At 30.8% G+C, this 24,203-nt stretch carries 16 protein-coding genes; 6 read left to right on the forward strand and 10 right to left on the reverse strand.

Translation table 11 applies throughout. The features are described from left to right. Nucleotides 1-201 precede the first annotated feature (201 nt). Nucleotides 202-633, forward strand: coding sequence for a hypothetical protein (locus tag CLCHR_RS14195; protein WP_079440493.1), 432 nt, complete (start codon nt 202-204; stop codon nt 631-633). Between the two features lie 200 nt (nt 634-833). Next, nucleotides 834-995, forward strand: coding sequence for a hypothetical protein (locus tag CLCHR_RS24810; protein ID WP_169896802.1), 162 nt, complete (start codon nt 834-836; stop codon nt 993-995). A 152-nt stretch (nt 996-1,147) separates the two neighbouring features. Here the strand turns inward: CLCHR_RS24810 and CLCHR_RS14200 are convergent, their stop codons facing one another. The 5 genes from CLCHR_RS14200 to CLCHR_RS14220 all read right to left on the reverse strand — a co-directional run bounded on the left by CLCHR_RS14200 (nt 1,148) and on the right by CLCHR_RS14220 (nt 6,423). Next, a complete protein-coding gene (locus tag CLCHR_RS14200; protein WP_079440494.1) occupies nt 1,148-2,389 on the reverse strand; it encodes a glycoside hydrolase family 16 protein in 1,242 nt (413 codons plus the stop codon). A 248-nt stretch (nt 2,390-2,637) separates the two neighbouring features. Further along, nucleotides 2,638-4,266: a M56 family metallopeptidase gene (locus CLCHR_RS25090; protein ID WP_207652321.1), complete on the reverse strand. Its 1,629-nt coding sequence runs from the start codon at nt 4,264-4,266 to the stop codon at nt 2,638-2,640. Nucleotides 4,267-4,323: 57 nt separating this feature from the next. Beyond that, nucleotides 4,324-4,713: a BlaI/MecI/CopY family transcriptional regulator gene (locus CLCHR_RS14210; RefSeq protein ID WP_079440495.1), complete on the reverse strand. Its 390-nt coding sequence runs from the start codon at nt 4,711-4,713 to the stop codon at nt 4,324-4,326. Between the two features lie 220 nt (nt 4,714-4,933). Continuing rightward, nucleotides 4,934-5,827, reverse strand: a complete 894-nt coding sequence (locus CLCHR_RS14215; protein ID WP_079440496.1) for an RICIN domain-containing protein — start codon at nt 5,825-5,827, stop codon at nt 4,934-4,936. A gap of 362 nt (nt 5,828-6,189) precedes the next feature. After that, a complete protein-coding gene (locus tag CLCHR_RS14220; RefSeq protein ID WP_079440497.1) occupies nt 6,190-6,423 on the reverse strand; it encodes a hypothetical protein in 234 nt (77 codons plus the stop codon). Between the two features lie 336 nt (nt 6,424-6,759). On the opposite strand from CLCHR_RS14220, the gene CLCHR_RS14225 reads away from it, so the two are divergent. From CLCHR_RS14225 to CLCHR_RS14230, 3 genes are all read left to right on the forward strand, one after another. Continuing rightward, entirely contained in the window at nt 6,760-7,854 is a 1,095-nt protein-coding gene (locus CLCHR_RS14225) for an iron-containing alcohol dehydrogenase family protein (protein ID WP_079440498.1), read from the forward strand. 238 nt (nt 7,855-8,092) lie between these two features. Next, the gene (locus CLCHR_RS24815; RefSeq protein WP_169896803.1) at nt 8,093-8,230 is read left to right on the forward strand and encodes a hypothetical protein; all 138 of its coding nucleotides are present in this window, start codon (nt 8,093-8,095) and stop codon (nt 8,228-8,230) included. 387 nt (nt 8,231-8,617) lie between these two features. Then, entirely contained in the window at nt 8,618-9,889 is a 1,272-nt protein-coding gene (locus CLCHR_RS14230) for a cation:dicarboxylate symporter family transporter (protein WP_079440499.1), read from the forward strand. Between the two features lie 182 nt (nt 9,890-10,071). On the opposite strand, the gene metH is transcribed toward CLCHR_RS14230, so the two are convergent. Then, the gene (metH, locus tag CLCHR_RS14235) at nt 10,072-13,713 is read right to left on the reverse strand and encodes a methionine synthase (RefSeq protein WP_079440500.1); all 3,642 of its coding nucleotides are present in this window, start codon (nt 13,711-13,713) and stop codon (nt 10,072-10,074) included. A gap of 243 nt (nt 13,714-13,956) precedes the next feature. On the opposite strand from metH, the gene CLCHR_RS14240 reads away from it, so the two are divergent. Further along, nucleotides 13,957-14,499, forward strand: coding sequence for a TetR/AcrR family transcriptional regulator (locus tag CLCHR_RS14240; RefSeq protein ID WP_079440501.1), 543 nt, complete (start codon nt 13,957-13,959; stop codon nt 14,497-14,499). Between the two features lie 63 nt (nt 14,500-14,562). Here CLCHR_RS14240 and CLCHR_RS14245 read toward each other — a convergent pair whose 3' ends face one another. From CLCHR_RS14245 to CLCHR_RS14260, 4 genes are all read right to left on the reverse strand, one after another. After that, nucleotides 14,563-17,697 carry an MMPL family transporter gene (locus CLCHR_RS14245; RefSeq protein WP_079440502.1) on the reverse strand — a complete coding sequence of 1,045 codons (3,135 nt, stop codon included), beginning with the start codon at nt 17,695-17,697 and terminating at the stop codon, nt 14,563-14,565. A gap of 335 nt (nt 17,698-18,032) precedes the next feature. Further along, nucleotides 18,033-19,136, reverse strand: a complete 1,104-nt coding sequence (locus CLCHR_RS14250) for an MBL fold metallo-hydrolase (protein WP_079440503.1) — start codon at nt 19,134-19,136, stop codon at nt 18,033-18,035. A gap of 218 nt (nt 19,137-19,354) precedes the next feature. Next, complete coding sequence (locus CLCHR_RS14255) at nt 19,355-21,478, reverse strand: ATP-dependent helicase (RefSeq protein ID WP_079440504.1); 2,124 nt, start codon at nt 21,476-21,478, stop codon at nt 19,355-19,357. A gap of 10 nt (nt 21,479-21,488) precedes the next feature. Continuing rightward, a complete protein-coding gene (locus CLCHR_RS14260) occupies nt 21,489-24,152 on the reverse strand; it encodes a DEAD/DEAH box helicase (RefSeq protein ID WP_079440505.1) in 2,664 nt (887 codons plus the stop codon). Nucleotides 24,153-24,203: the final 51 nt, after the last annotated feature.

Genomic DNA, 24,203 nt, shown 5'->3' on the forward strand with positions numbered 1-24,203 from the left:
ATTTATTATAGTATTGCTAAACTTTTTTTATTCAATATTATACTCTTAATATACTCGTTTTCCGTTTATCTCTTTTAATAACGAGTTTTCTCGAAACATAAATTAATCCGAACTTACTCATACATTAAGTATAATCTATAAATAAATTAAGCAAAATACTAGTAAAATTTAATTTGTTGCAGCAAATAAGGAGGAATTTAAATGCATAGAGGTACAGCTGGCTTTTTGGGTGGTGTAATAGCAGGCCTTATAAAATTAGCGATTGATCAAATTGCAGTTTCTATCAACATATCTTCTTCTAGCATGATATATATTATTTCTAGGATATTATTTGTCACAAGCGGAATATATTCGTTTATTAGCTATATTATCTACATCTTATTTACTGGTTTACTAGGTTGGATCATCTCAAAAATCATAACTGGAATATTAGTTAACTTTCTTTATTGGGGAACAGTTGCCGGTATAACTATTTGGGCACTAATGAGCAGCATATTTTTGCTTTTAGGAACAATCGATCCTACTTGGTCAATAAACTTTGGTACAACTGTAATAAACTTTTTCTCTCATATTGTACTTGGGGTGATAATTACATATGCAATCTCTATTTCACGGACAGAAGTAAATCATTAGCTATATGCTGAAAAACAATAACTAACATTGAAAATACATTCACTATAACCTATTTATTATTAATACTATAATAATCTTTCAAAGTGATAAACTTCCTGTTATAAACCCAAGAAATAAAGGTAAAATATATTTGTTAGCTAAATCACTCATATCTAAATTCTATTAATTAATATTTATGAAAATGAAAGGAGAACATAACTATGGTTAGAAACGCATATGACGTACAAGGTTTAAAGATACTAAATTCTAATAATTCAGTCCAAAGTTCCGCTAGCAGCGTTTACTCTGGCAGTGCTAAAAAATCAGCTTCTAAGAAAGGTAATATGACAAGTTCTTCAGATTCACCAGAAAGTTTAAAGTAAATCTATTTTTAATAATAAAGTAGGATATTGAGTTAAATAAAATTCTATTAACTGCAAAATAGCCTGCAAAAACTTCATGAAGATGATATGATGTAAAAGATCACCAAATGAAGTTTATGCGGGCCTTATATTTATAGATTTATCTCTGTTTTTTAACTCCTTATTCCATTGTAATTTACGTAATACCCATCTATTATTGTATTAGACGCCATTTTTCCATCACCATAATAGAAATAGTACCAAACTCCATCTATTTTCTGCCATCCTTTTTTCATAATTCCTACAATTCCGCTATCTCCGCTTGTATTAAAGTAATACCAATAACCATTAATCTTTTGCCACCCTGTTCTCATAACCCCAATACTGTTTGTATTACTTTCATCTAGATAGTAATAAGCATCTCCTCCAAGATTTATAAATCCTGTTGCCATCTGCCCATTTCCATAGAAATAATAGAAATTTCCATTATCATAAAGCCAACCCGTTTTCACTTTTCCATCTTCACCTAGGTAAGACCAATAACCAGTATCTTCATCTTTAAACCACACATTTCTTGCTTTGATTTTTGATGAATTATCATGATATACACGTACATAATCAACATACATTTTTGCAGGGAATTCAGTTAACGAATCAGGATTTTTAGGCCAATTTCCGCCTACTGCCATATTCAAAACTATAAAGAATGGTTTATGATATGAAGTAGTTCCATTTACACTGTTAGTAATATCATACTCAGCATACTTAGTACCATCTACAAACCATTTAATAAAGTTTGGACTCCATTCAACGGAATAATTGTGATATTGAGTAACATCAATATTTGTTTGACCACCATAAGATTTATATTGTGCTCCATCATGTGCATTCCAGTGAGCAGTGCCATAAATATTCTCAGTAAAATTTATATGTTCCATAATATCAAGCTCACCACAATCAGGCCAATTAACAGAAGACATATTTGAGCCCAACATCCAGAATGCCGGCCAAAGGCCTTGTCCCTCAGGAAGCTTAATCCTCGCTTCAATTTTTCCATAAAGAAAGTTCTGTAATCCTTCAGTTTTTAAACGTGCTGAAGTATACTGACTACCCTTGTACAATTCTTTTCGTGCTTCAATAATAAGATTTCCATCTTCAACTCGTGCATTTTCAGGTCTATCAGTATAATACTGAAGTTCATTGTTTCCCCATCCATGCCCATCAATGTCATAAGTCCAATTTAATGGATTAATTTTATCTCCATTAAACTCATCACTCCAGGTAATCTCCCAGTTATCTGTTTTAGTTTCAGCATCTGCTTTTGAAGATATTATATTTATGCTGCTTGCTAAATTTAACGTAGTTATAATTGTAGTCGATATTGCTAGTCGTAAAATTAATTTACTTGATTTCATTTTATTTCCCCCATTTATCTTTAGTTCAAACTAAATTTTGAACCAAATATACTATACTTCACAATAACCTTATAGTCACTTATTATATACTAGTACTTTACGCGTAATATAATTAATAATTTCTTAGATTATATTATTATGGTAAACTTTACCGTAATCTAACCATTTCGTATCGTTAATTATTATAATTAACGATACGAAAATCAGCCATACACTCACATTGACTATGTCAATGTATAGCTGTAATTTTATTTTTCTCCAACGCGAACCAGTTCCCACTTTTGTGCATTTGTTCCATTATAAGTGTAAACATCAACGTTAGAAAAATTATCTGTTCCAGCTGCATATACATCCAGAGCCTTTTCACTACCAACATTAATCAATCTATATGTGCCATCACCATTAGTTATAATGTTCCACTTTTGTGCTGGCGTCCCATTTTCGCTAAAGATATCAACATTAGTGTAATCATCGGCTTTAGCTGCATATACATCTAGAGCCTTCATACTATTAGTATTGATTAATTTATATGTCCCATCTGAATTTCGAAAAATACTCCACTTTTGTGCTGCTGTTTCATTATCTTCATAAATATCTACATTAGCATAATCCTTTGTCTCAGCTGAATATACATCTAGGGCTTTTCCACTGCCAACATTAATTAGCTTATAAGTTTCTCCTGAAAATATTTCATCTGTATTTGCAACATCCTTTTCAGCTTCACTAGGATTAATATCATTCATTTTTTCTATACTACTGGTAGGAGTTTGAATAATATTTTCTTCATTTAAAGCTTTCACTGCTAAATTATTTGTAAGTATAACAATTGCAGCTATTGTACCTCCTAGTATTGTTTTTACTGTCATTTTATAAGAGCCTTTTTTAAATCCTTTTATCATCCAAATTCTATTTTTTATTTGATTATTAGTTTCAAAAAAAACTGGAACTTGTGAATAATTTCCCTTATTTAAAAGCATTCTCGAAAGAGTTAACAGTGTCATACCATACTCTGTATTTTCATCTTCTCTAAGTAGTTCAAGAACGCAAGCATCACAATCATATTCTCTATACAATCTCATTTGCTTAATTGCAATCCATACAAAAGGATTAAACCAATGTACTATTAATGCAATTATGCTAAGACAGTTATAAATTAAATGTTTCCTTTTATAATGCACTAATTCATGCAAAAACACATGAGAAAGCTGCTTATCATCCTCGATATCCAATACATATTTGGGAATATAAATTTTAGGTTTCATTATGCCTATAATGCAAGGACTTTTAAATTCATCATACACATATACCGGAATTCTTGATTTAATATTGAGCTTATTTTTACATTCATTAACTAAAGTTAAAATTCCAGGATGTACATATTCCCTTATATCCTTAGTTTTTCTTTTCAGCATAAGTGCAAACCTAAGTAACAGTAAACTTGAAATCACAAATCCTATGGCCCATATACATGAAATAACCTTAAAAACACCTGCCGTTACATCTTTATTATTTTCTGGTAGATTCCTGCTTAAATTTACCTCATTGCTGATATAGTTATTGTCTTTACCAATAATGCTGATATTATTTTGTTCATTAATTTGAGATTCTTCACTTGTTTTATTTAAATCGACTACTTCATTTTGTTCTTGTACAACGCTCCCATACCTTTCATATACCATATTTAATAAACCTATATTGGTTCCTGGAATAACAGGTATAAGGAGCTTTATTAATACCAACGTCCATAATACATTTTTAGCTCTTATACTAAGACCCTTATTAAATATTTTTAAGAATAGAATTACGATTATTATAACTACACTTGCTGTTAAAGAAGATTGTAAAAAACTCAAAAAGATTCTCTCTAATAGTTCCATAACCCCATATTCTCCTAATGGCATAAAATTTTCTAAACAAGAAATACAGTCCTTATTTTAATCAGGTAATTTTTTCTCTTTTTTGTCCTTAAGTATATTCTCTAACTCCTCAATCTCATTAATTGATAAATTCTCTTCTTCTAAGAATTTAGTAAAAAGCATGTTTAAAGCTCCATTATATACCTTTTTAAGGAAAAATTCATTTTCAGATTTGACACATTCATCTTCTGAAACTAATGGATAATAATTGTAAACTCTACCTGTCTTTTCGTAACCAATGGCTCCTTTTTTAATAAGCCTTGTAATAAAAGTTTTTATAGTTTGATCAGACCAATCATTATATTCTGATAGTGAGGCTATTATTTTTTCTGAAGTTAATGAATTTGTTTTCCACAAAAGTTTCATTACCTCCCATTCTGCTTCAGAAATTTTAGGAAGCTCCTTCATAACCTTTCCCCCTTTCTCTCGTGATTATCATTTGTAAATATCATTTCAAGTTTATTCCTCTAACTTTTTCCTGTCAATCCTTAGTTTACTTAATAATAATTTGGGGAAAATAGTAACTATTTCACGATAGCTTTGTAGGTTAAATAGCTACTATTCTTTCTTATTAATATGCTAAAAAATTTATATATGGAATTATTTGAATAAATACTTACTATAATTCTTAACCAATACGAACCAACTTCCACTTTTGAGCATTTGTTCCGTTATCAGTATAAACATTAACATTAGTGTAATTGTCACTTCCACCTCCATATACATCTAGTGCTTTCCCACTACCAACATTTATTATTTTATAAGTGCCATCATTATTAGAAATTATATCCCACTTTTGTGCACTAGTTCCATTCTCAGCATAAATATCAACATTAGAATAGTTATCTTTTTGAGCTGCATATACATCTAAAGCTTTCTTACTTTTTGGGTTGATTAATTTAAACGTTCCATCTGGGAATTGATAAATAGTCCATCTTTGGGCTTCTGAATTATTATCCTCATAAATATCAACATTAGTGAAATTATCTGTATCAGCTGCATATACATCTAGAGCTTTTCCACTACCAACATTTATTATCTTATAAGTTGCTCCAGATTCTACTCCTTTAGCTGTACTTCCATAATTCTGAATCCACGCACCATCGGAACCCACTTTATACTCTATACCATTTGTTATTATAGTAGTATTTTTTAACACAACTCCTGATTGATAAAAATACCATCTTCCATCAGTACCTTTTTGCCAAACACCCTGTGTATCATTTGTTTCACTTGTTCCAATCCATGCACCATCCGAACCTAATTTATACTTATGCCCATTTGTTGTCACTGTTGTATCTTTTTGCATCACTCCATCACCATCAAAGTAATACCATACTCCGTTACTATCTTTCATCCATCCTGTTTGATATGATCCGTTTGTTGTGACATAGTACCAATCGCTATTCTTTAGTACCCATCCTGTTTTAGTTGCAGCACTAGATGCCATTGGTAAAGCTCCTAATAATGTTACAGTTGTTAACACTGCTGCTATAGTTTTTTTGATAAATATATTTTTCATTTTAAATCTCCCCTTAATTCAAAAATAAATCTACAGATGTAAACCATAATCTAAGTTTACATCTGTAGATTTAAATTGTCAATATATAACTTGGATATAATTTCTATATTTAAGAATTGTTTCTCAAACATTATTGTTATTATCAAAACTATCCAAATGCTTTTGTAAAATATTATGTGTTTAGGTCACTAAATTTACGTAGATTAATTTTTTATAAAAAGTAGAGACTTACCATTAAATTAGATAAGCCTCTACTTTTTAATTAATCTTAATCAAAATAATTATTATATATAAAAATCCTATGTAAAAATGATATTTTAGACAAGCCATCATATTATTACAGCTTAAGAACTAAATATACTTTACTTACATGATTTTAATAACAGTTTATTATGCTTTTTCATATCTTCAAGTTCAGTTAGTATTGTTGCATCTATAACAGCCATATTTTGATTTATCATTTTTATTTTTTCCAAATCACTAATATAGTCCTTATATAGATTTAATACTTTCTTGTATGCTTTCCCTTGCATTACAAGTAACGCTTTATATTGCTGATTGGTTAAATTGACCAATTCTAATTCTTCACTTGTCATGTCATACCACCCTTTCATATAAAATAAATGCTAGAAATTTTCTAGTAAGATACCAATCACATATTTAGGATAATATTATTATTGGTATTTATATATCTAATATACTATTCGTTCTTTAATCTGATTTTCTGACCAAATCTAGAAAATATTATATAAAAATATAGCATAGATTTTACTTATAGCAATATATAATTTAAAATTATCTTATAGTAATAAATCGATAGATTAACATATATAAAAATATTTAATATTAATATCATTTAGTTTTGTTATTTTTTATCTTTTAGGTGATATTTATTACAAATACTAATATAGAAATTGGAAGGACGATAATTTATGGAATTTAAATATTCAATGCCTACAAAAATATACTTTGGTAAGGATTCAATTTTAATAAACAAGGAAGTGTTTAGCTCTATAGGAAGTAAATCTTTAATTGTTACTGGGAGAAATTCTGCAAAAAAGAATGGTTCATATGATGATGTTGTTAGAGCACTTTCTGAAGTTGGCGTTAAGCATGTTCTTTTTGATCAAGTTGAAGAAAATCCTTCGTTAGAAACTATAGAGAAAGGCGGTAATATCGGTAAAACAAATAATGTAGACTTTATTATTGGAATAGGCGGAGGCTCACCTATGGATGCTGCTAAAGCTATGGCTATTTTTATTAAGAATCCAGAGATAAATATAGATAATATTTTTTGTGGAAAACAACTAGAAAGTATTCCTGTCGTTGCTGTAGCAACAACTTCTGGAACAGGCTCAGAAGTTACTCAGTATAGCATTGTAACTTCAAATAAAGAAAAGACAAAGAAAAATTTAGGACAGTCAATATTTCCAGTGGCCGCTTTTCTTGACAGCAAATATACTTTCAATTTATCTTATGATATAACTGTCAATACAGCTATAGATGCATTTACGCATTTAGTTGAAGGATATCTAAATTCTAATAGCACTTATATATCAGACCTTTATGGTGAAAGAGGCTTTGAATTATTTAAATACTGTTTTGAAAAACTTATCAGTAAAAATTTAGATGATGAATTCAGAGACAAGGTTATGCTGTCATCAACCCTAGGAGGCATGCAAATATCTCAAACTGGAACTTCCTTGCCTCACGGCATGGGCTACCCACTTACCTATTTTAAAGGACTTCCCCATGGTTTAGCCAATGGAGTTCTGACAATAGAATATTTAAAATCATTCAAGAACAAAACTAAAATTGAAAAAATGCTAAACATTCTTAAACTAAATTCATTAGAAGAATTACAAGAAATCTTCAAAAAATTATTAAATATGAATATTCAGGTAACCGAGGAGGAAATCATTGAGTATTCAAAAGCACTTGTTTCTAATAAAGCTAAACTAAAAAATCATCCTGAAGAAGTATCTTTAGATGATATAGTAGAAATTTATAGTAAAAGCCTTTTATAGTGTTCTTCAACTATAATACAACAATTATTATTTTAGTTTTCGAATACCTTAACGGATATACATCCTTCTATCGGCATCATTAGTTTAAGTTTATATACTTTTAAATTTATGATACAATATAAGAATATAATCATATAATCAAAATAATTATGTGATTTATTTTAGGCACATGAAATGAAATATACTAGCGTACTTGCTTGTTATTTTTATGAAAAGGCTCTGGATTGGAGGAAAAAATATGAATGATAAAAATATAGAAATGATGAAAAAAATAATAGAAGAAAAGAAACAAAAAGGAAATAATACTAAAAATAATGAAAGACCTAAAAAGGTTATAGGTAGAATGTTATTGCATAGCGGAAGAACAACGCAGTAATTTTATATATTATTTTTTGATTTTCCTGTAACAAAAATAGAGGACATGATTTCACTTATAAATCATGTCCTCTATTTTTTATTGCGTTTTATCTCTAACTACTTAAGCTTCTCAAACACTCTACGATTACCAATTACAAAATAACGGCATTATTACATAACAAAAAATAGCAATGTTATCAATTAATTGAACACTAGAAAAAATATATATTCTTCATTTCTAAAAATGAATTTTTTATAGAGACAATATTCATTATTTATGTTATAATTCAAAATGTTGCTAAGGTTTCTACATAAATTTGCAATTTATTGCATCTCAAATGTCATAATGAACCTTATTTTTTATTTATTTTATAAAAATTTTAAACTTAAGCAAAGGAGAACATGTATGAAGAAAATTAAATTTGGTCTGGCATTACAAATTCTTGTCGGACTTGTACTTGGAATTATTGTAGGTGGATTTTTTTATGGTAATCCAGCTGTTGAGGCATATTTAAAGCCTATTGGAGATATTTTTATTCGATTAATTAAAATGATTGTTGTTCCAATAGTCTTTTCATCCCTTGTTGTTGGTATCGCTGGAGCAGGAGATATTAAGCAAGTAGGAAGACTTGGAGGAAAAACTATTCTTTATTTTGAGATAGTAACTACAGTTGCTATTGTTCTTGGACTTTTTATAGCTAACGTTGTTCATCCTGGAACAGGAATAAATATGCAAGAACTTACTAAAGCTAGTATTGATACTTATGTAGCAACTTCTGAAAAAGTGGCTAATCATAGTTTTGCAGATACTTTTGTAAATATTGTGCCTACTAATATTTTTGCGGCCCTTACAAATGGAGATATGCTTGCAGTTATTTTCTTTTCAGTTATGTTTGGTTTAGGAGTTTCTGCAATTGGAGAAAAGGGAAAACCAGTTCTACAGTTTGCTCAAGGCACAGCTGACGCGATGTTTTGGGTAACTAATCAAATAATGAAAACAGCTCCTTTTGGGGTATTTGCTTTAATTGGTGTAACAGTTTCTAAGTTTGGACTTTCATCTTTAATTCCACTTGGAAAATTAGTTGTTACTACTTATGGTTCAATGATTCTATTTATACTAGTAGTGTTAGGATTAATTGCAAAATTTGTTGGGACTAGCATCTTCTCAATCATTAAAATTTTAAAGGATGAACTTATACTTGCTTATAGTACTGCAAGTTCTGAAACAGTTCTACCTAAAATCATGGAGAAAATGGAGAAATTCGGATGTCCTAAGGCAATTGCAACCTTTGTTGTACCAACAGGTTATTCTTTTAATTTAGATGGTTCTACACTTTACCAAGCTATTGCTGCTATATTTATAGCACAATTATATGGTATTGATTTATCTATAGCTCAGCAAATCAATTTAATGCTTGTGCTAATGCTTACTTCAAAAGGTATAGCAGGCGTTCCGGGAGTATCTTTTGTAGTTCTTCTAGCAACTCTTGGTTCTGTTGGAATCCCACTAGAAGGCTTAGCTTTCATAGCAGGAATAGATCGTATACTTGATATGGCTAGAACTGTTGTAAATGTCTTAGGTAATTCTTTAGCAGTAGTTGTTGTATCAAAGTGGGAAGGAAAATATAATTCCATCAAAGCTCAAGAATATGTAGAATCCATAAAAAAGGTCGCTTAATATTTTTTTAAGAATAAATTAGTTAAGTATTAACTTTTTCTTATTTTTACCGAAATAATTTTACATATCTAGATTATAAAAATAAAGGACAATTAGGAGATATAGTATTTCCCAATTGTCCTTTGTTTTTAATTAATCTAAAAATTATTCTGCTAACTTATGTATAACCTTATTATTTAAATTTAGTCTATAAGTGTATACATAAGTTTTTTAAGTTCACCTTTATCCCTGCCATTCCTTTGAGCATAATCATCAAACTGATCCTTATCTATTTTGTTAATGTCAAAATACTTAGCATCCTTATTTCCAAAATAAAGACCACAGGTACTTGCTGTAGGTGACATCATATAGCTGTCAGTAAGCTCTACTTTAAGCTCACCTTCTTTATCAAGCAAGTTAAACAATTTAACTTTTTCTGAATGGTCTCTAAGTGAAGGATAACCAATTGCAGGCCTTATTCCTCTATAGTTGCCTTTAAATATATCATCCATAGATGAGTTTTCATCTGGGGAATATGCCCAGAATTCTTTTCTTACTTTAAGATGAATATATTCTGCAAAGGCTTCTGCAAGTCTATCAGCAAGTAAGATAACCATTGTCGCATTATAGTCATCACCAGCAGCTTTAAGTTTATCTGCATATTCTTTTGCGCCTATTCCACCTGTCGTAATAAAGCCACCTATATAATCCTTTATTCCACTAGTTTTAGGTGCTATAAAATCTGATAAACACATGTAAGTGTTATCTTTTTTCTCCTCTTGCTGTCTAAGAAGATTAAAGGTACTTACTTCTGAATTATTATAAATCTCAATATCATCTCCAATAGAATTGGCTTCAAAGATACCAAAAGCTGCATTTGCTTTTAGAATATTCTCACTTTCCATTTTATCAAGCATTTTTTCTGCATCAGCTAATAGTTTCTTCGCTTCTTCACCATACTTTGCATCTTTCAATATCTTTGGATATATCATTCCCATATCCCATGCAATGAAGAAAAAGCTCCAGTCTATATACTTTCTTAACTTTCCTATAGGAAAATCAATATATTTCTTTATACCTAACATCTTAGGTTTATCTATCTCTTCTTTATCCCATTCCTTCTTAAAGCTATTTTCCCTTGCATAATCTAGTGGGACAAATTTTTTAGGTACTTTATTGAAGAGTTCTCTTATTGATTCATATTCAGCTTCCAATGATTTAAGGTATTCAGCTTTTTTCTCTTTGTTTAAAAGTAATTTAGCAGCTTCAACTGCTTTTGAAGCATCAGTTGTATGAATTACTCCACCTGAATACTTTGGTGCAATTTTAATTGCTGTATGAGCTTTAGATGTTGTAGCTCCACCAACCATAAGTGGAATTTTAAAGCCCTGCTTTTCCATCTCTTCCGCAACAGTTGCCATTTCTTCTAAAGATGGAGTTATAAGACCGCTTAAAGCAATTATATCTGCATTTTCTTTCTTAGCTGTTTCTAAAATAACTTCAGTTGGTACCATTACTCCAAGGTCAATAACTTCAAAGTTATTACAAGAAAGGACTACTGATACAATATTTTTTCCTATATCATGAACATCACCCTTTACAGTTGCAAAAACTACTTTTCCCGCGCTAATACTTCCGCCGCTGCTTTTTTCTTCTTCTAAATATGGCATTAACACTTCAACAGCCTTTTTCATAACCCTAGCACTCTTTACGACTTGAGGTAAAAACATCTTGCCATCACCAAAAAGTTTACCAACTTCATTCATGCCATCCATAAGAGGTCCTTCTATTACTTCTAAGGATTTACTATATTCTGTTCTTACTTCTTCTACATCTTCCTTAATATATTTATCTATGCCTTTTATTAAAGCAGTTTTTAATCTTTCTTTGACATTTTCATTTCTCCAAGCTTCCTTGTTTTCTTCTGCTTTATTATCTACTTTGTTATAGCCTGCTGCAAATTCTAAAAGTTCATCTGCTGCATTTTCACTTTTATTAAAAATAACTGCTTCTACTTTTTCAAGTAAAGCTTTATCAATTTCATCATAAATTTGTATCATTCCTGGGTTAACAATTCCCATATCCATTCCATCTTTAATTGCATGATACAAAAACACCGAATGCATTGCTTCTCTTATTACATTGTTACCTCTAAAGGCAAAGGAAAGATTACTTACGCCACCACTTACTTTTGCATATGGCAAATTTTCTTTTATCCATTTAGTTGCATTAATAAAATCTACTGCATAATTATTATGTTCTTCTATTCCTGTAGCAATTGTTAGGATATTGGGGTCAAATATTATATTTTCTGGAGAGAATTTAACCTCATTTACCAAAATGTCATAAGCTCTTTTGCAGATGCTGATTTTTTTCTCATATGTATCTGCCTGCCCATTCTCATCAAAAGCCATAACTACAACAGCTGCTCCGAAATCTTTTATAATGGTTGCCTGTCTTTTGAATTCCTCTTCTCCCACCTTAAGACTTATAGAATTTACAATTGGTTTTCCTTGAAGCGCTTTAAGTCCAGTTACAAGGACTTCAAATTTAGATGAATCTATCATTACTGGTACCTTTGAAATTTCAGGCTCACTTGCTAAAAGTTTTAGAAAATTATCCATCTCCTCTTTAGCATCTAAAAGTGCATCATCAAAGTTTATATCTATGACTTGAGCTCCATTTTCAACCTGATCTTTTGCTATAGATAAAGCTTCTTCATAATTCTTTTCTCTTATTAATCTTGCAAATTTCGCTGAACCTGCTACATTTGTTCTTTCACCTATATTAATAAAGTTATTTTCCTTATTTGCTCTAAATGCTTCTAAACCACAGTAAACAGATTCCCTCTTTATATCAGGTAGTTTTCTAGGTGGTATATCTTTTATAGCTTCACTAATTGCTCTTATATGATCTGGAGTTGTACCACAGCAGCCTCCTACAATATTAAGACATCCATCCTTTGCTAAACTTTTTATTAAAGATGCAGTTTCTTCTGGTCTTTCATCATATTCACCAAAAGAATTTGGAAGTCCTGCATTTGGATAAACACTTATATACCTATTTTGAGTTTTTGAAAGAAATTTTACAAATGGTATTAAATCCTTTGCTCCAAAGGAACAATTTAGACCTATTGCAATTATACTTTCGTCTACCATGGTGTTTGCAAAAGCTTCTAAAGTCTGACCTGAAAGAATCCTTCCGCTTTTATCCGCAATAGTCCCAGATATTATTATAGGTAAGTTCTTACCTTTTTCTAAAAATGCAGACTTTGCTCCCATAAGGGCAGCTCTGGCATTTAATGCATCAAATATTGTTTCTATAAGTATTAAATCTGCTCCACCATCAATAAGACCTTGAACCTGTTCTTTATAGGCATCTACCAATTCGTCAAAACTTATATTCCTATAGCCTGGATTTTCAACGTCTGGAGATAAAGAGGCCGTTTTATTTGTAGGTCCAAGTGACCCTGCTACAAAACGCGGCTTATCTGGAGTTTCAGCTGTAAATTTATCTGCAGCAGCTCTAGCTAGCTTTGCGCCTTCAAAATTAAGCTCATATATTTTATCTTCTAACTCATAGTCTTTTTGAGATATACTCGTACTATTAAATGTGTTAGTTTCAATTATATCTGCTCCAGACTTTAAATATGCTTCGTGAATTTCTCTTATTATATTGGGACTCGTGAGATTTAAAATATCATTATTTCCTTTTTGGCTGCAAGAGAAGTTTAGATTACCTCTAAAATCTTTTTCTTCTAATTTATAATTTTGAATACAAGTCCCCATAGCCCCATCTAGCACCAGTATTTTTTTTTCTAATAGATCTTTTATTCGTAATTTCATTAGTTTACCTCCCCAAAGTGCATTATCTGAATAGATCAATTTTAAAGCATTTATTATAAATATATCAATATATTTTTCAATAAATGATTATATAACGATTGTACCATACTATGATGATTTTAGAATAATATCTAACTAGTAAATTCAAAAATGAACTAACTTATACAAGTTACCTTCTTTCACATATAAACTTAACACATTTTGCATACACTAATAAGGATTCCTTCCTTGGAGGTTTTTACTATGGAAAAAAAGAAGATAGATAGACGGATAAGACGAACTAAGAAGGTTTTAATAGAAGCCTTAACAAAACTTATGTCTGAAAAGAAAATAAATAATATTACAGTAAAGGAACTTACTGATTTAGCTGATGTTAACAGGTCAACTTTTTATCTTTACTATAATGATATATATGATATGTTAGAAAAGATCGAAGAAGAATTATTCAACGACTTTACAGAAGCTTACGAAAAATTTTCAGAAGAAACTACTACTTATGATAGCTTATTATCTTTCTTAGCTTATTTACTTGAATTTATAAAAATCAATGCTGATATGTTTAAAATATTACTTGGTCCTGATGGAGATTATGCTTTTATAGATAGATTTAAAAATTTTATAAAGCATACCGATTTTCCACTAAACAGTTCATTTTCTGAAATAAAAGCTTATTACTATATCCCCTACACCATATCAGGCTTTATTGGAGTTGTGCAACAGTGGCTTAATAATAATATGGATGTCTCCCCTAATGATTTAGCAATTATTATAATTGAAATGCTTTAAATATGTACGATAGGAATTTTAAAAGGTGCCGCTAATTAACGACACCTTTATTATTTATTTAATTTAGATTTCTTCAATATAGTTATTCTTTTTCATTGCTTTCGAAATCTCTTGTATTTTAGTATTTGATTTTTTTGAAATATCTTCTGATATTGACATAAGCGCTGGTATAGCAACTGGAAGTAAAACAAACGCTAATAGGAACAATCCTATTACAACAGCTATTGCTAGTTCCATTAATATAACAATATTAGATGGATACAATGTAGCAAAAGTTCCAGCTAAAATAATAGCTGCTGACATTACTACTCCGCCTATTTTTCTTGATGCTATTATAATGGCTTCTTTTGCTGAAATATCTGAATATTCCTTAAAGCGCATCATTAGGAATATACTATAATCAACTCCTAATGCAGCTATCATAATAAATGAGAAGAAAGGAACATTCCATGATAAACCTTCTGCTGCACTACTAAATAACATTTTTGATATAAAACCTGTTGCTGATAGAGCTGCATAATAAGCTACTCCAAGGGAACCCACTATATAAACTGGGATCCAAAATGATCTTATTATAATGACAAGTAGTATAAATATAGCTCCAAGTACTATTATTTGTGTAAAAGTTATATCGTGAGTTGCAACATTGCTTAGATCATTAGAATTAGCTGTTGCCCCTGCAACTCCATATTTTACACCAGAAAGTTTTGTACCGCTAAGATTGTTTTCAACTACTGTGTTTATATTATCTATAAGATTAATTGAAGCATCAGAATACGGCTCTGAATCTAAAGTTATAGTTAATTTAGCTATTTTTCTGTCGTCGGACATATATGCATCGAACATTTTAGTTATATCTGCATTATTAAAGGCTTCATCAGGAATATAAAAACTTTTAGTGTTAGTAAGTTGATTTAAAAAATCATTACTCTTATCAATCCCATCTGATATGCTTGATAACCCATTGCTGCTTCCATTTAATCCATCCTTTAGTTGTGTCATTCCTCCACTAAGATTGTTTAATCCATTATACAAAGTATCTTGGCCTGTTTTAATTTTATCAGCGCCACTTCTTAGCTGCGCCATACTTTTTATAACTTGTTCTTGTCCACTATTTCCTTGTCTTAGTCCATTTGAAAGTGCTTTTGCTCCATTCTCAAGTTCATTAATACCTTTTACAAGCTCTGAATTTGTGCCTGTGCTATCTATAACTGTTTTTAGCCCCTCATTAACTTGTTTCAAGCCAGATGCTAAAGTATCATAATTTTTGTTAGCATTGTCCATTGCTGATGTAATGCCGTCTAATGAAGCCGATAACTTGTTAGACATCTCTTTAAGGGCAGCTACGTCTGGATCATTAGGTAATTTTGCATCAATGTTATTAATACTTCCCTTCATAGCGTCTGACAACTGTTTCAATTGAATTATAGATGCTTCCAAAGATTTATACCCGTCTCCAAGTGTAGTATATCCATTATTTATCTCTGTAATTTTGCTTGAAATATTCTCAAGTCCGCCATTAATGCTTGCGACTCCGGTTTTAAGTTTTCCGATACCTGTTGCAAGATTGTCTGCACCATTGGCTCCTTGTGCAATACCATCATTTATTTTTACTAATCCGTTAGTTATAGCGTCCATTCCACCCTTTAGATTTCCTGTACCTATAGATAAATCTTTAACTGATGAAAAATCAGGAGCGTATAAACTATTATCCATCTTATTTAATCCATCTTTAACCTTACCAATACCATCATTTGCGCTAGATAATCCATTAACTACAGTATTTGTTTGTTTATTTGTATAAAAATTATCTATCATATTTCCCATAGGCTGAGTTGGACCAGATACTTCTTTAATACCCTTTATCCCTTTAAGTTTTTCAGTAAGATTATCTATTATCGCTAAATCCTCGTTATTATCTAAAGGCTGCTCGCTCTCTAAAACAACAGTAGTCTGCATAACCTTCCCTGCACTAAATTTATCTGTAATAATATTAAACCCTTTTACAGATTGATTTGTCTCACTTAAATCTTTAATATTATCAAAAGACAATTTATTTGCATTAAACGCTATTATAGGAGTAAGCATTATTGCTACTACAAGTAAAGAGATTACTGGATGTTTAACTGATAACGAAGTTATTCTGCCCCATAAACCATTTTCTTTATGACTATTTATTTCTTTTGATGGCCAGAACAATTTACCGCCCAAGAGCTTCATAGCTATAGGCGTAAATGTGAACATTTCTATTAAAAGAATAGCTATACCTATAGCAACAGCATTAGCTGATTTATATATAGAAAACTGTACAAAAGTTAAACTTGCAAAAGCTATTAAAACCGTCAATCCACTATATAGTATTGTTTTACCTGAAGTTTTATAGCTAGTTACTATTGCTTCATCAACTGACAAGCCATGGGACAACTCTTCTTTAAATCTATTAAGTAAAAGTATATGGTAATCTGTCCCGATTCCAAATAACACTAAACATACAAACATTTGAGTAAAATTTGTAGCCGGAAAATTAAATTGATTAACCATTACTCCAATAATCCCCATAGAGCAAATATATGATAATCCTACAGCTAAAAGAGTTACTATAGGTGTAACAACTGAACGGAACATAAGTATTAATACAACCAATATGAATCCCACAGTTATAATAGCACTTTTATCTATACTTTTTGCCACTTCATTTTGATAATCATTATTTATTGCAAGTGAACCTGTAATATAATGATTTACTTTGACATCTTTAATCGCATCATTAAAATCCTGCATAACTGTATTCCTGTCTCTTTCACCTTTTTCAAAGGAAACTGATGCGAGAACAGTTGTATTATCTTTTGATATCATCTGATCTTTGGCTTCTGGTTTGCTAAAGGGATCTATGATATCAGTTATTTGTAATTGTTCTTTACTTTGATTTAATTTATCTATACCTTGCTTAATATCATTCATTTCATCGCCTGAGAGTCCTTTATCGCTGCTAAAGACTAGTAGCAGTGAATCCCCCTTGGATGTGCCCATCTTGTTTATCATTTCTTGTGCGACTACAGATGGTGAATTTTCACTTATTGTAGCTTCACCTTTTTGACCAAGTATTTTATTGAAATTTGGTTGATTAAGAGTGAAAACCACTGTAGCTATAATCCATACAATCAATATACTAAAACGATGTTTTAATATCTTCCTCATAAGTTTCTCCTCCGTTTAATAGTTATTGTTTTACCGACATGAATTTATTATATTTAGATGCATTTCTTATTTCAATCATCAATGTTGCACCAGCCTGTTGAATATAAGACACATTAAATAAAACTGTCGATTATCTTAGATTTACTTATGAAAAATAATATAAGCAATTTATGAAAAGATTAGAATCAATAATATTGCATATCCTGTATAGGAAATATTTATATTTGGTTCTTCGAGGTTTATATGAAAATTAGGTTAATCCACCCGGTATAAGATCATCAAGTCCTAGGCATACTAACAATATATTTTTCCCATCTTAATTTGTAAATCTTTTATTAAAAATCCCACCATGAATTAATAGGAACATTTATATTTGAATCCAATAGTACAGTTTCCCCAATTTTAGGGGCTATTAAATTTACTTCTGATCTCTTTGCCTTTTTTATTGCCCGGTCTATTGGTTCCTTCCAACCATGATAAGCTAATGTAAATGCACCCCAATGCATTAACATCATATTCTTACCCTTTACATCTATATTTGCATTGACTGCTTGTTCCGGTGTCATATGAATATTCGACCAACGCCTATCGAATTGAGCCCCCTCAATTAAGGTGATATCTAGCGGTCCATATTTATCACCGATTTTCCTAAAATGTGAACCATATCCGCCATCTCCACTGGTATATAAACGTATATTCTTTCCAATAATTATCCAACCACCCCATAGAGTTTCATTGGAATCAAATAACCCCCTTTTTGAAAAATGTCTTGATGGTGTCAGAGCAATTGTTAAGCCTTGATAATCCATTTCATTCCACCAATTAAGTTCCGTAATTTTTTCTTTTGGAATTCCCCATCTCATTAAATGAGAATTTACTCCAAGAGGGACAAAGAAATGTAATACTTTACTATTCAGCTTTACAACAGATTGATAATCTAAATGGTCATAATGGTCATGTGATATAAAAACCGCATCAATAGGAGGAATTTTTTCTATAATATCCATCATATTTTCACTATATTTATATCTTTTACTTCCTGCAAATGAAACTGGTGATGCAATAGGACTTAAAATTGGGTCCAATAGCAACTTTTTATTATTAACGCTAAGTAAGAAAGACGAGTGCCCAAGCCAAGTTAAACTATCCTTTTCACATTTGATTTTTTCCCAATCAATTGATTCAACAGGAATTTCACAATGAGGATTTCGATTTTCATCACCTGTAATCGAATCTTTAATCATTGATAAAATATTCGAGAAACTCATGTTCAAACTCGTCGGAGCTTCATTTACAAATTTCCCGTTAACATAATTATTAAATTGCTTATACGACTCTTTTTGTTCATTAGTTGGCTTTCTTCCAAAGGCTGGGTTAAATTTTAGAAATAATACAATGCCAACACAAAATAATATTAGAAAACTAAATACATATAACATCTCTTTTTTCTTATTCCTCCTATATTTTCATTCGTTCATATTACCTTATTAATTAATTTATAAGTTATTTAAAACATGCTTTTGCTTTACTTAAAATTAGAACGTATTTCTATTAGTTTCTGTAAATTTATAAAAATTATGCCACCAGAGTCTTATCCTGATGACATTCAAATATAAAAATATATTTAACCTATGACTACTATCCGAAAAGTTTCACTTTATAAAAATTCCAGCTCGCTAAAGGCTTTTATAAATTCTTTTACTCCATAATTCTCAAATTCTACTTCAACCATCATATCATCTTCATTAAGAACTTTTCCTATTCCATATTTCTTGTGATTCACCCATTTAATAGGTTCATGATTTATTTCTTCCACTACTGATATATCTGCCGGTTTAGAAACTACTGCTTCCTCTGTCCTATTTACTATTTTAACTATTGACTCAGTAACTACTGCCTCTTCTTTCTTTCCGTGAGCCTTTGCCTCTTGAATTTGCTTCTTCAGTTCTTGTAAATTTACATTCTCACTTTTTACCTTATCATTTTGTATTAGTTTTTCTGGAATCATGTAAATATATCTACTTTCTCCCGGGGCTACTCTTTGATAATCAGGATTTGTATAATAGGAAAGTTCTAAATAATCTTTTGCTCTTGTAATTCCAACAAAAAATAATCTTTGTTCCTCTTCTTCCTCCATATCTCTTGTATGCAATGGAATTAATCCATAATTTACACCTGTAATAAACACATATGAAAACTCTAACCCCTTTGATGCATGTAATGTCATCAGCTTAACCGAATCCGTCTCATTAGTTATGTCCTTCTGCAAAATATTAACACCATATAATGCTGAGGAGTTTATAAAATCTCTTAGTCCATTTAAAAATGGAACTTGCTTTTCCTTCACATATTCCATAATGATACCTAGTAAAGCACAAATTGATTCTTTATCTTCATTATATGTAGCTGCAGTTGGTCTTATATATTTATCAAATTCAAAATAAGTATAAAGCTCATCTGATTTAGTAATGTTAGAACATTCATTAAGAAAGTTATGCATTTTTTCAAGTAACTCTGACTTAATTATATTCTGCTCTTTCACTATTTTTCTTGCTGCCTTTTCTGTCATCCTTTCCCCATAATCCTTATTGCTAAGAACATATATTGCAGATGAAAAATCATTAGGATTTACTGAAAAACGCAATAGCTTAATCATCCAGTTTAATACAGGAATATCACGTATAGTTTTCTTCATAGATACTTCAAATGGAATCTCATTTTTCAAAAATACATCTTCGAATACCTGAGATTGATTCTGTAATCTATAAAAAACTGCAATTTCTTTATATGATACACCTGATTTATGTATTTCCTTAATCTTATCTGCTAGATAACATGCTTCATTAAATGAATTATACTGATTTTTCACTACTATTTTATTTCCAGATTCCCGTGCTCCTATCAGATTGCTTCCACTCTGCTGAAAACACCTTGCTGCTTCTAAAATAGCACTGCTAGAACGATAATTTATTGGAAGAGACAGTTCCTTTGCATCATATTTATGCTTCAATGTATAAACTACATTCAAGGAACTACCACGCCAGCTATAAATAACTTGATTAGGATCACCTACTGCAAATAACTTAGTGCCCCCACTTTTTAATTTATCAATGAAATCAAGCTGTAGTTTATCGCTGTCTTGAACCTCATCAATAATAATCCACTTTGGTTCTATCTTATACTCATCTAATAAAATATTTGCATTTTTTAATATATCTGAAAAGGTCATCTTATTCTGTTTTATTTTTTCTTCTTTTAATAACTCAACCAGCCTAAATATATCATCATCATATGGTGAAACCTTTTCCTCTTCTTTCTCAATGGACATAGCCTGCTCAAGCCGCTTTATTAATCGGTTCTTATATTTAATTTTAAGCTTTTCTTCCTGTGTTATCTGCATAGCAATATCTAATTCCTCTTCTGGCTCTATTACAAGAAATTCCTTATTGTATTCTATTTTTTCAACAGATAATACATTTTTAAGCAAATGTAGTGCAACACTATGAAAGGTTCCAAAACCCTCAAGCTCTTCTAATTGTATACTATCATCAGAAGCGATTAATCTTTCTTTAATCTCATTTGCTGCTTTGTTAGTAAAAGTCAATACAATCATATCTTTATAGCTAATGTTTTTTGCATAATGGAGATATATAATTTTTGAAATTAATACTGTAGTTTTTCCACTCCCAACATTTGCATTTACAATACATGCATTACTTTCATCTAACACTGCTTCTTTTTGATATTCATTTAATCTCTTCAATTGTTCCTCATAATGCATGAAATTTCTCCTATTCTGTAAGATCTTCATATCTTCTCTGTAATTTATTTTTTATGTTTTTTCTGTCTTCGTCTGTCTCTTCAAGTCTGACTCTTAATTCAATTCCTACTGGAGCATCTGTATGGAAGGAAATTATATTTATTATACTCTTTTTATTGCTTTCTTCCATCACCCATTCTCTATAAAAAGCATTATTTAAAACTAAAGTTAAAGTACGATTGTCTATTTCAACTTCAGGAATTGTACTTAAAAATTTTGCAAATGCATCTCCATTCTCTTGCATATATTCACAGAATTCTTTCCATTTTCCTTGTAATTCTTCAAATTTAAATGGTTTCTTAATAAATGTTGAAGGAGCATATTGAACTAGCTTAATATCCTTTGGTGCCTCTATTTCTTCTAATAAATTCTTTAATCCCCAAAGAACCATAGATTTATCTAATTGATAATCCCCAATACATGCAGCACATCCATTTTCACATTTGCATCCACCAACCATCTTAATTGCATCTTCAACAATCTGTTCAGTTAAATCAAATACCTTTTCTGCATAACCGAGGCCCCCTACATACTTATCATAAATAAACATATATACTTCTTCATCATAATTTTCCCTTATTTCTATTGCATTATTAGACATTACAACTCCAATATCTTCCTGCTCTGTCATTGTAGCCATCATGGCTGCATTTTTTATAGCAAAACATACTCCTTCAAAGTGATTGTTTCTTATAATCATGCCATTTTGACTTTCTTGAAGCAGTCTTCTATATACCGTAACCACATTATCTGGAATCCTTATCCAGGTGCTTTCCGTATCGTAATCCTTTGATAATGGTTTTTCTAACTGTTCAAAACCTAGATTCTGATGATTATGAAATTGCAACTTTTTGTACATATAAACTATTTCATCAACATTTACATCACCAAATGTGACCTTAGTGCGTTTATACTCCATATCCTTACTGCCTTGAATAATCCTTATATTAGTAATACCACCAGGCATTGTGTAATAATTTCCATTAGAAGGAATCGCAAATGCAGTTCTGCTTTCTAAATCAAGTTTTATAACTTGATATTGAACACCATCATGCATATAGATTGCCCCATTATGAACTTCACGAAAGGCCTGCATTTCATCCATTTCTGTAATCTCTTTATTATTATCTTTATTAATCAACTTGTATCTAGCTTTATCAATATTTCTTAAACTAAAGTCTCCTGCTGGAAAGAAATTACCACTCCATGCAAACTTTCCACTTTGATTGGTTAATTCACTTGCTCTAATTAAAACTGGAATTGTTTCACCTAAATCTGGAAAAATAGAAATATCATCTAAGGTTAATGGTATTTCAGCAGCTGCAGCACGTATATGAGCAAGTTCTATTAGAAGATTATTCTTATCAATAACTGCATTTTCACTTCCGCTTTCAAAAAGCCAGTCTGGATTAATTGCTATGTACTGATCAAAAGGAAGATTATCAAGAATCAAATAATTGGTAGACTCGCTTCCACTTCTACCTGCTCTTCCACTTTGCTGCCAAAAAGATGCCTTTGTTCCTGGATATCCAATAATTACTGTTGTATCAATTTTCCCAATATCTATTCCAAGTTCTAAAGCATTTGTAGATACGAGTCCTCGTAAAACTCCTGTAATCATTTTATTTTCAATCTCTTTACGCTCGATTGGCGTATAGCCTCCCCTATATCCAGATATCTTATCTTTTAAGGATCCTCCAAAGAAGTTCTCCGTCTCTAATTTATCTCTTGATTCTTTTAATACTACTTCAACATTTCTTCTTGATTTAGCAAAAGCAATAAAACTATTATCATTTTCCACTAAATCAGGTAGTAAATCAGCGGCAACTGAGGTTGATTGTACTTGCCCATAATACTTTTTATCATTTCCCATAATCTTCGGTGGTTGTACAAGCATGTATTTCTTTTGTGGGGCTGGTGAACCATCCTTACTAACTCTAATGAATTTCTGCCCACAGATTTCTTCTGCGAGTTTAACAGGATTGGCTATGGTTGCTGAACTGCATAGATACTTAGGTGATGAATTATAATATCTGCATACTCTCCCTAGTCTTCTAAATACATTTGCAAGATGTGAACCAAATGCGCCTCTATATGTATGCAGCTCGTCAATTACTACATATTTTAAATTAGAAAATATAAAATCGAAACCAAATTTACTATGATTCGGTAAAAATGCAGCATTTATCATTTCTGGATTAGTTAAAATAATATTAGCGCTTTTTCTTATTCTACTTCTTTCATTTACAGTCGTATCCCCATCGTATACACCTGCCGAAATCCTATTATCCCCGAAATATTCTAAGTATGGTAAGATAGCACGATACTGATCACTTGCAAGTGCCTTTGTAGGATATATAAAAATTGCTCTTGCAAGAGGATTTGATAAAATTTCTTGAATAACTGGCAGTAAAAAGCTAAGAGTTTTTCCACTGGCCGTAGATGTGGTTATTACAATATTATTTCCCTCCATTGCTTTTTCAAACATTTCTGCCTGATGACAATATAGCTTACCAATCCCTTTTTCAGAAAGGTATCCACACAATTCCGTTGACAAATTACTTGGGTAATCCACATAAGCAGCTTCTCTTTTTGTCATTGTTTTATTATATATTATTAAATCGCTTATATTCATTAAATAATGCTCCTATTCTTCTAAGTCACGCTCAAAAAATAATAGACCAGT

The organism is Clostridium chromiireducens (assembly GCF_002029255.1).
Taxonomy (GTDB): Bacteria; Bacillota; Clostridia; order Clostridiales; family Clostridiaceae; genus Clostridium; species Clostridium chromiireducens.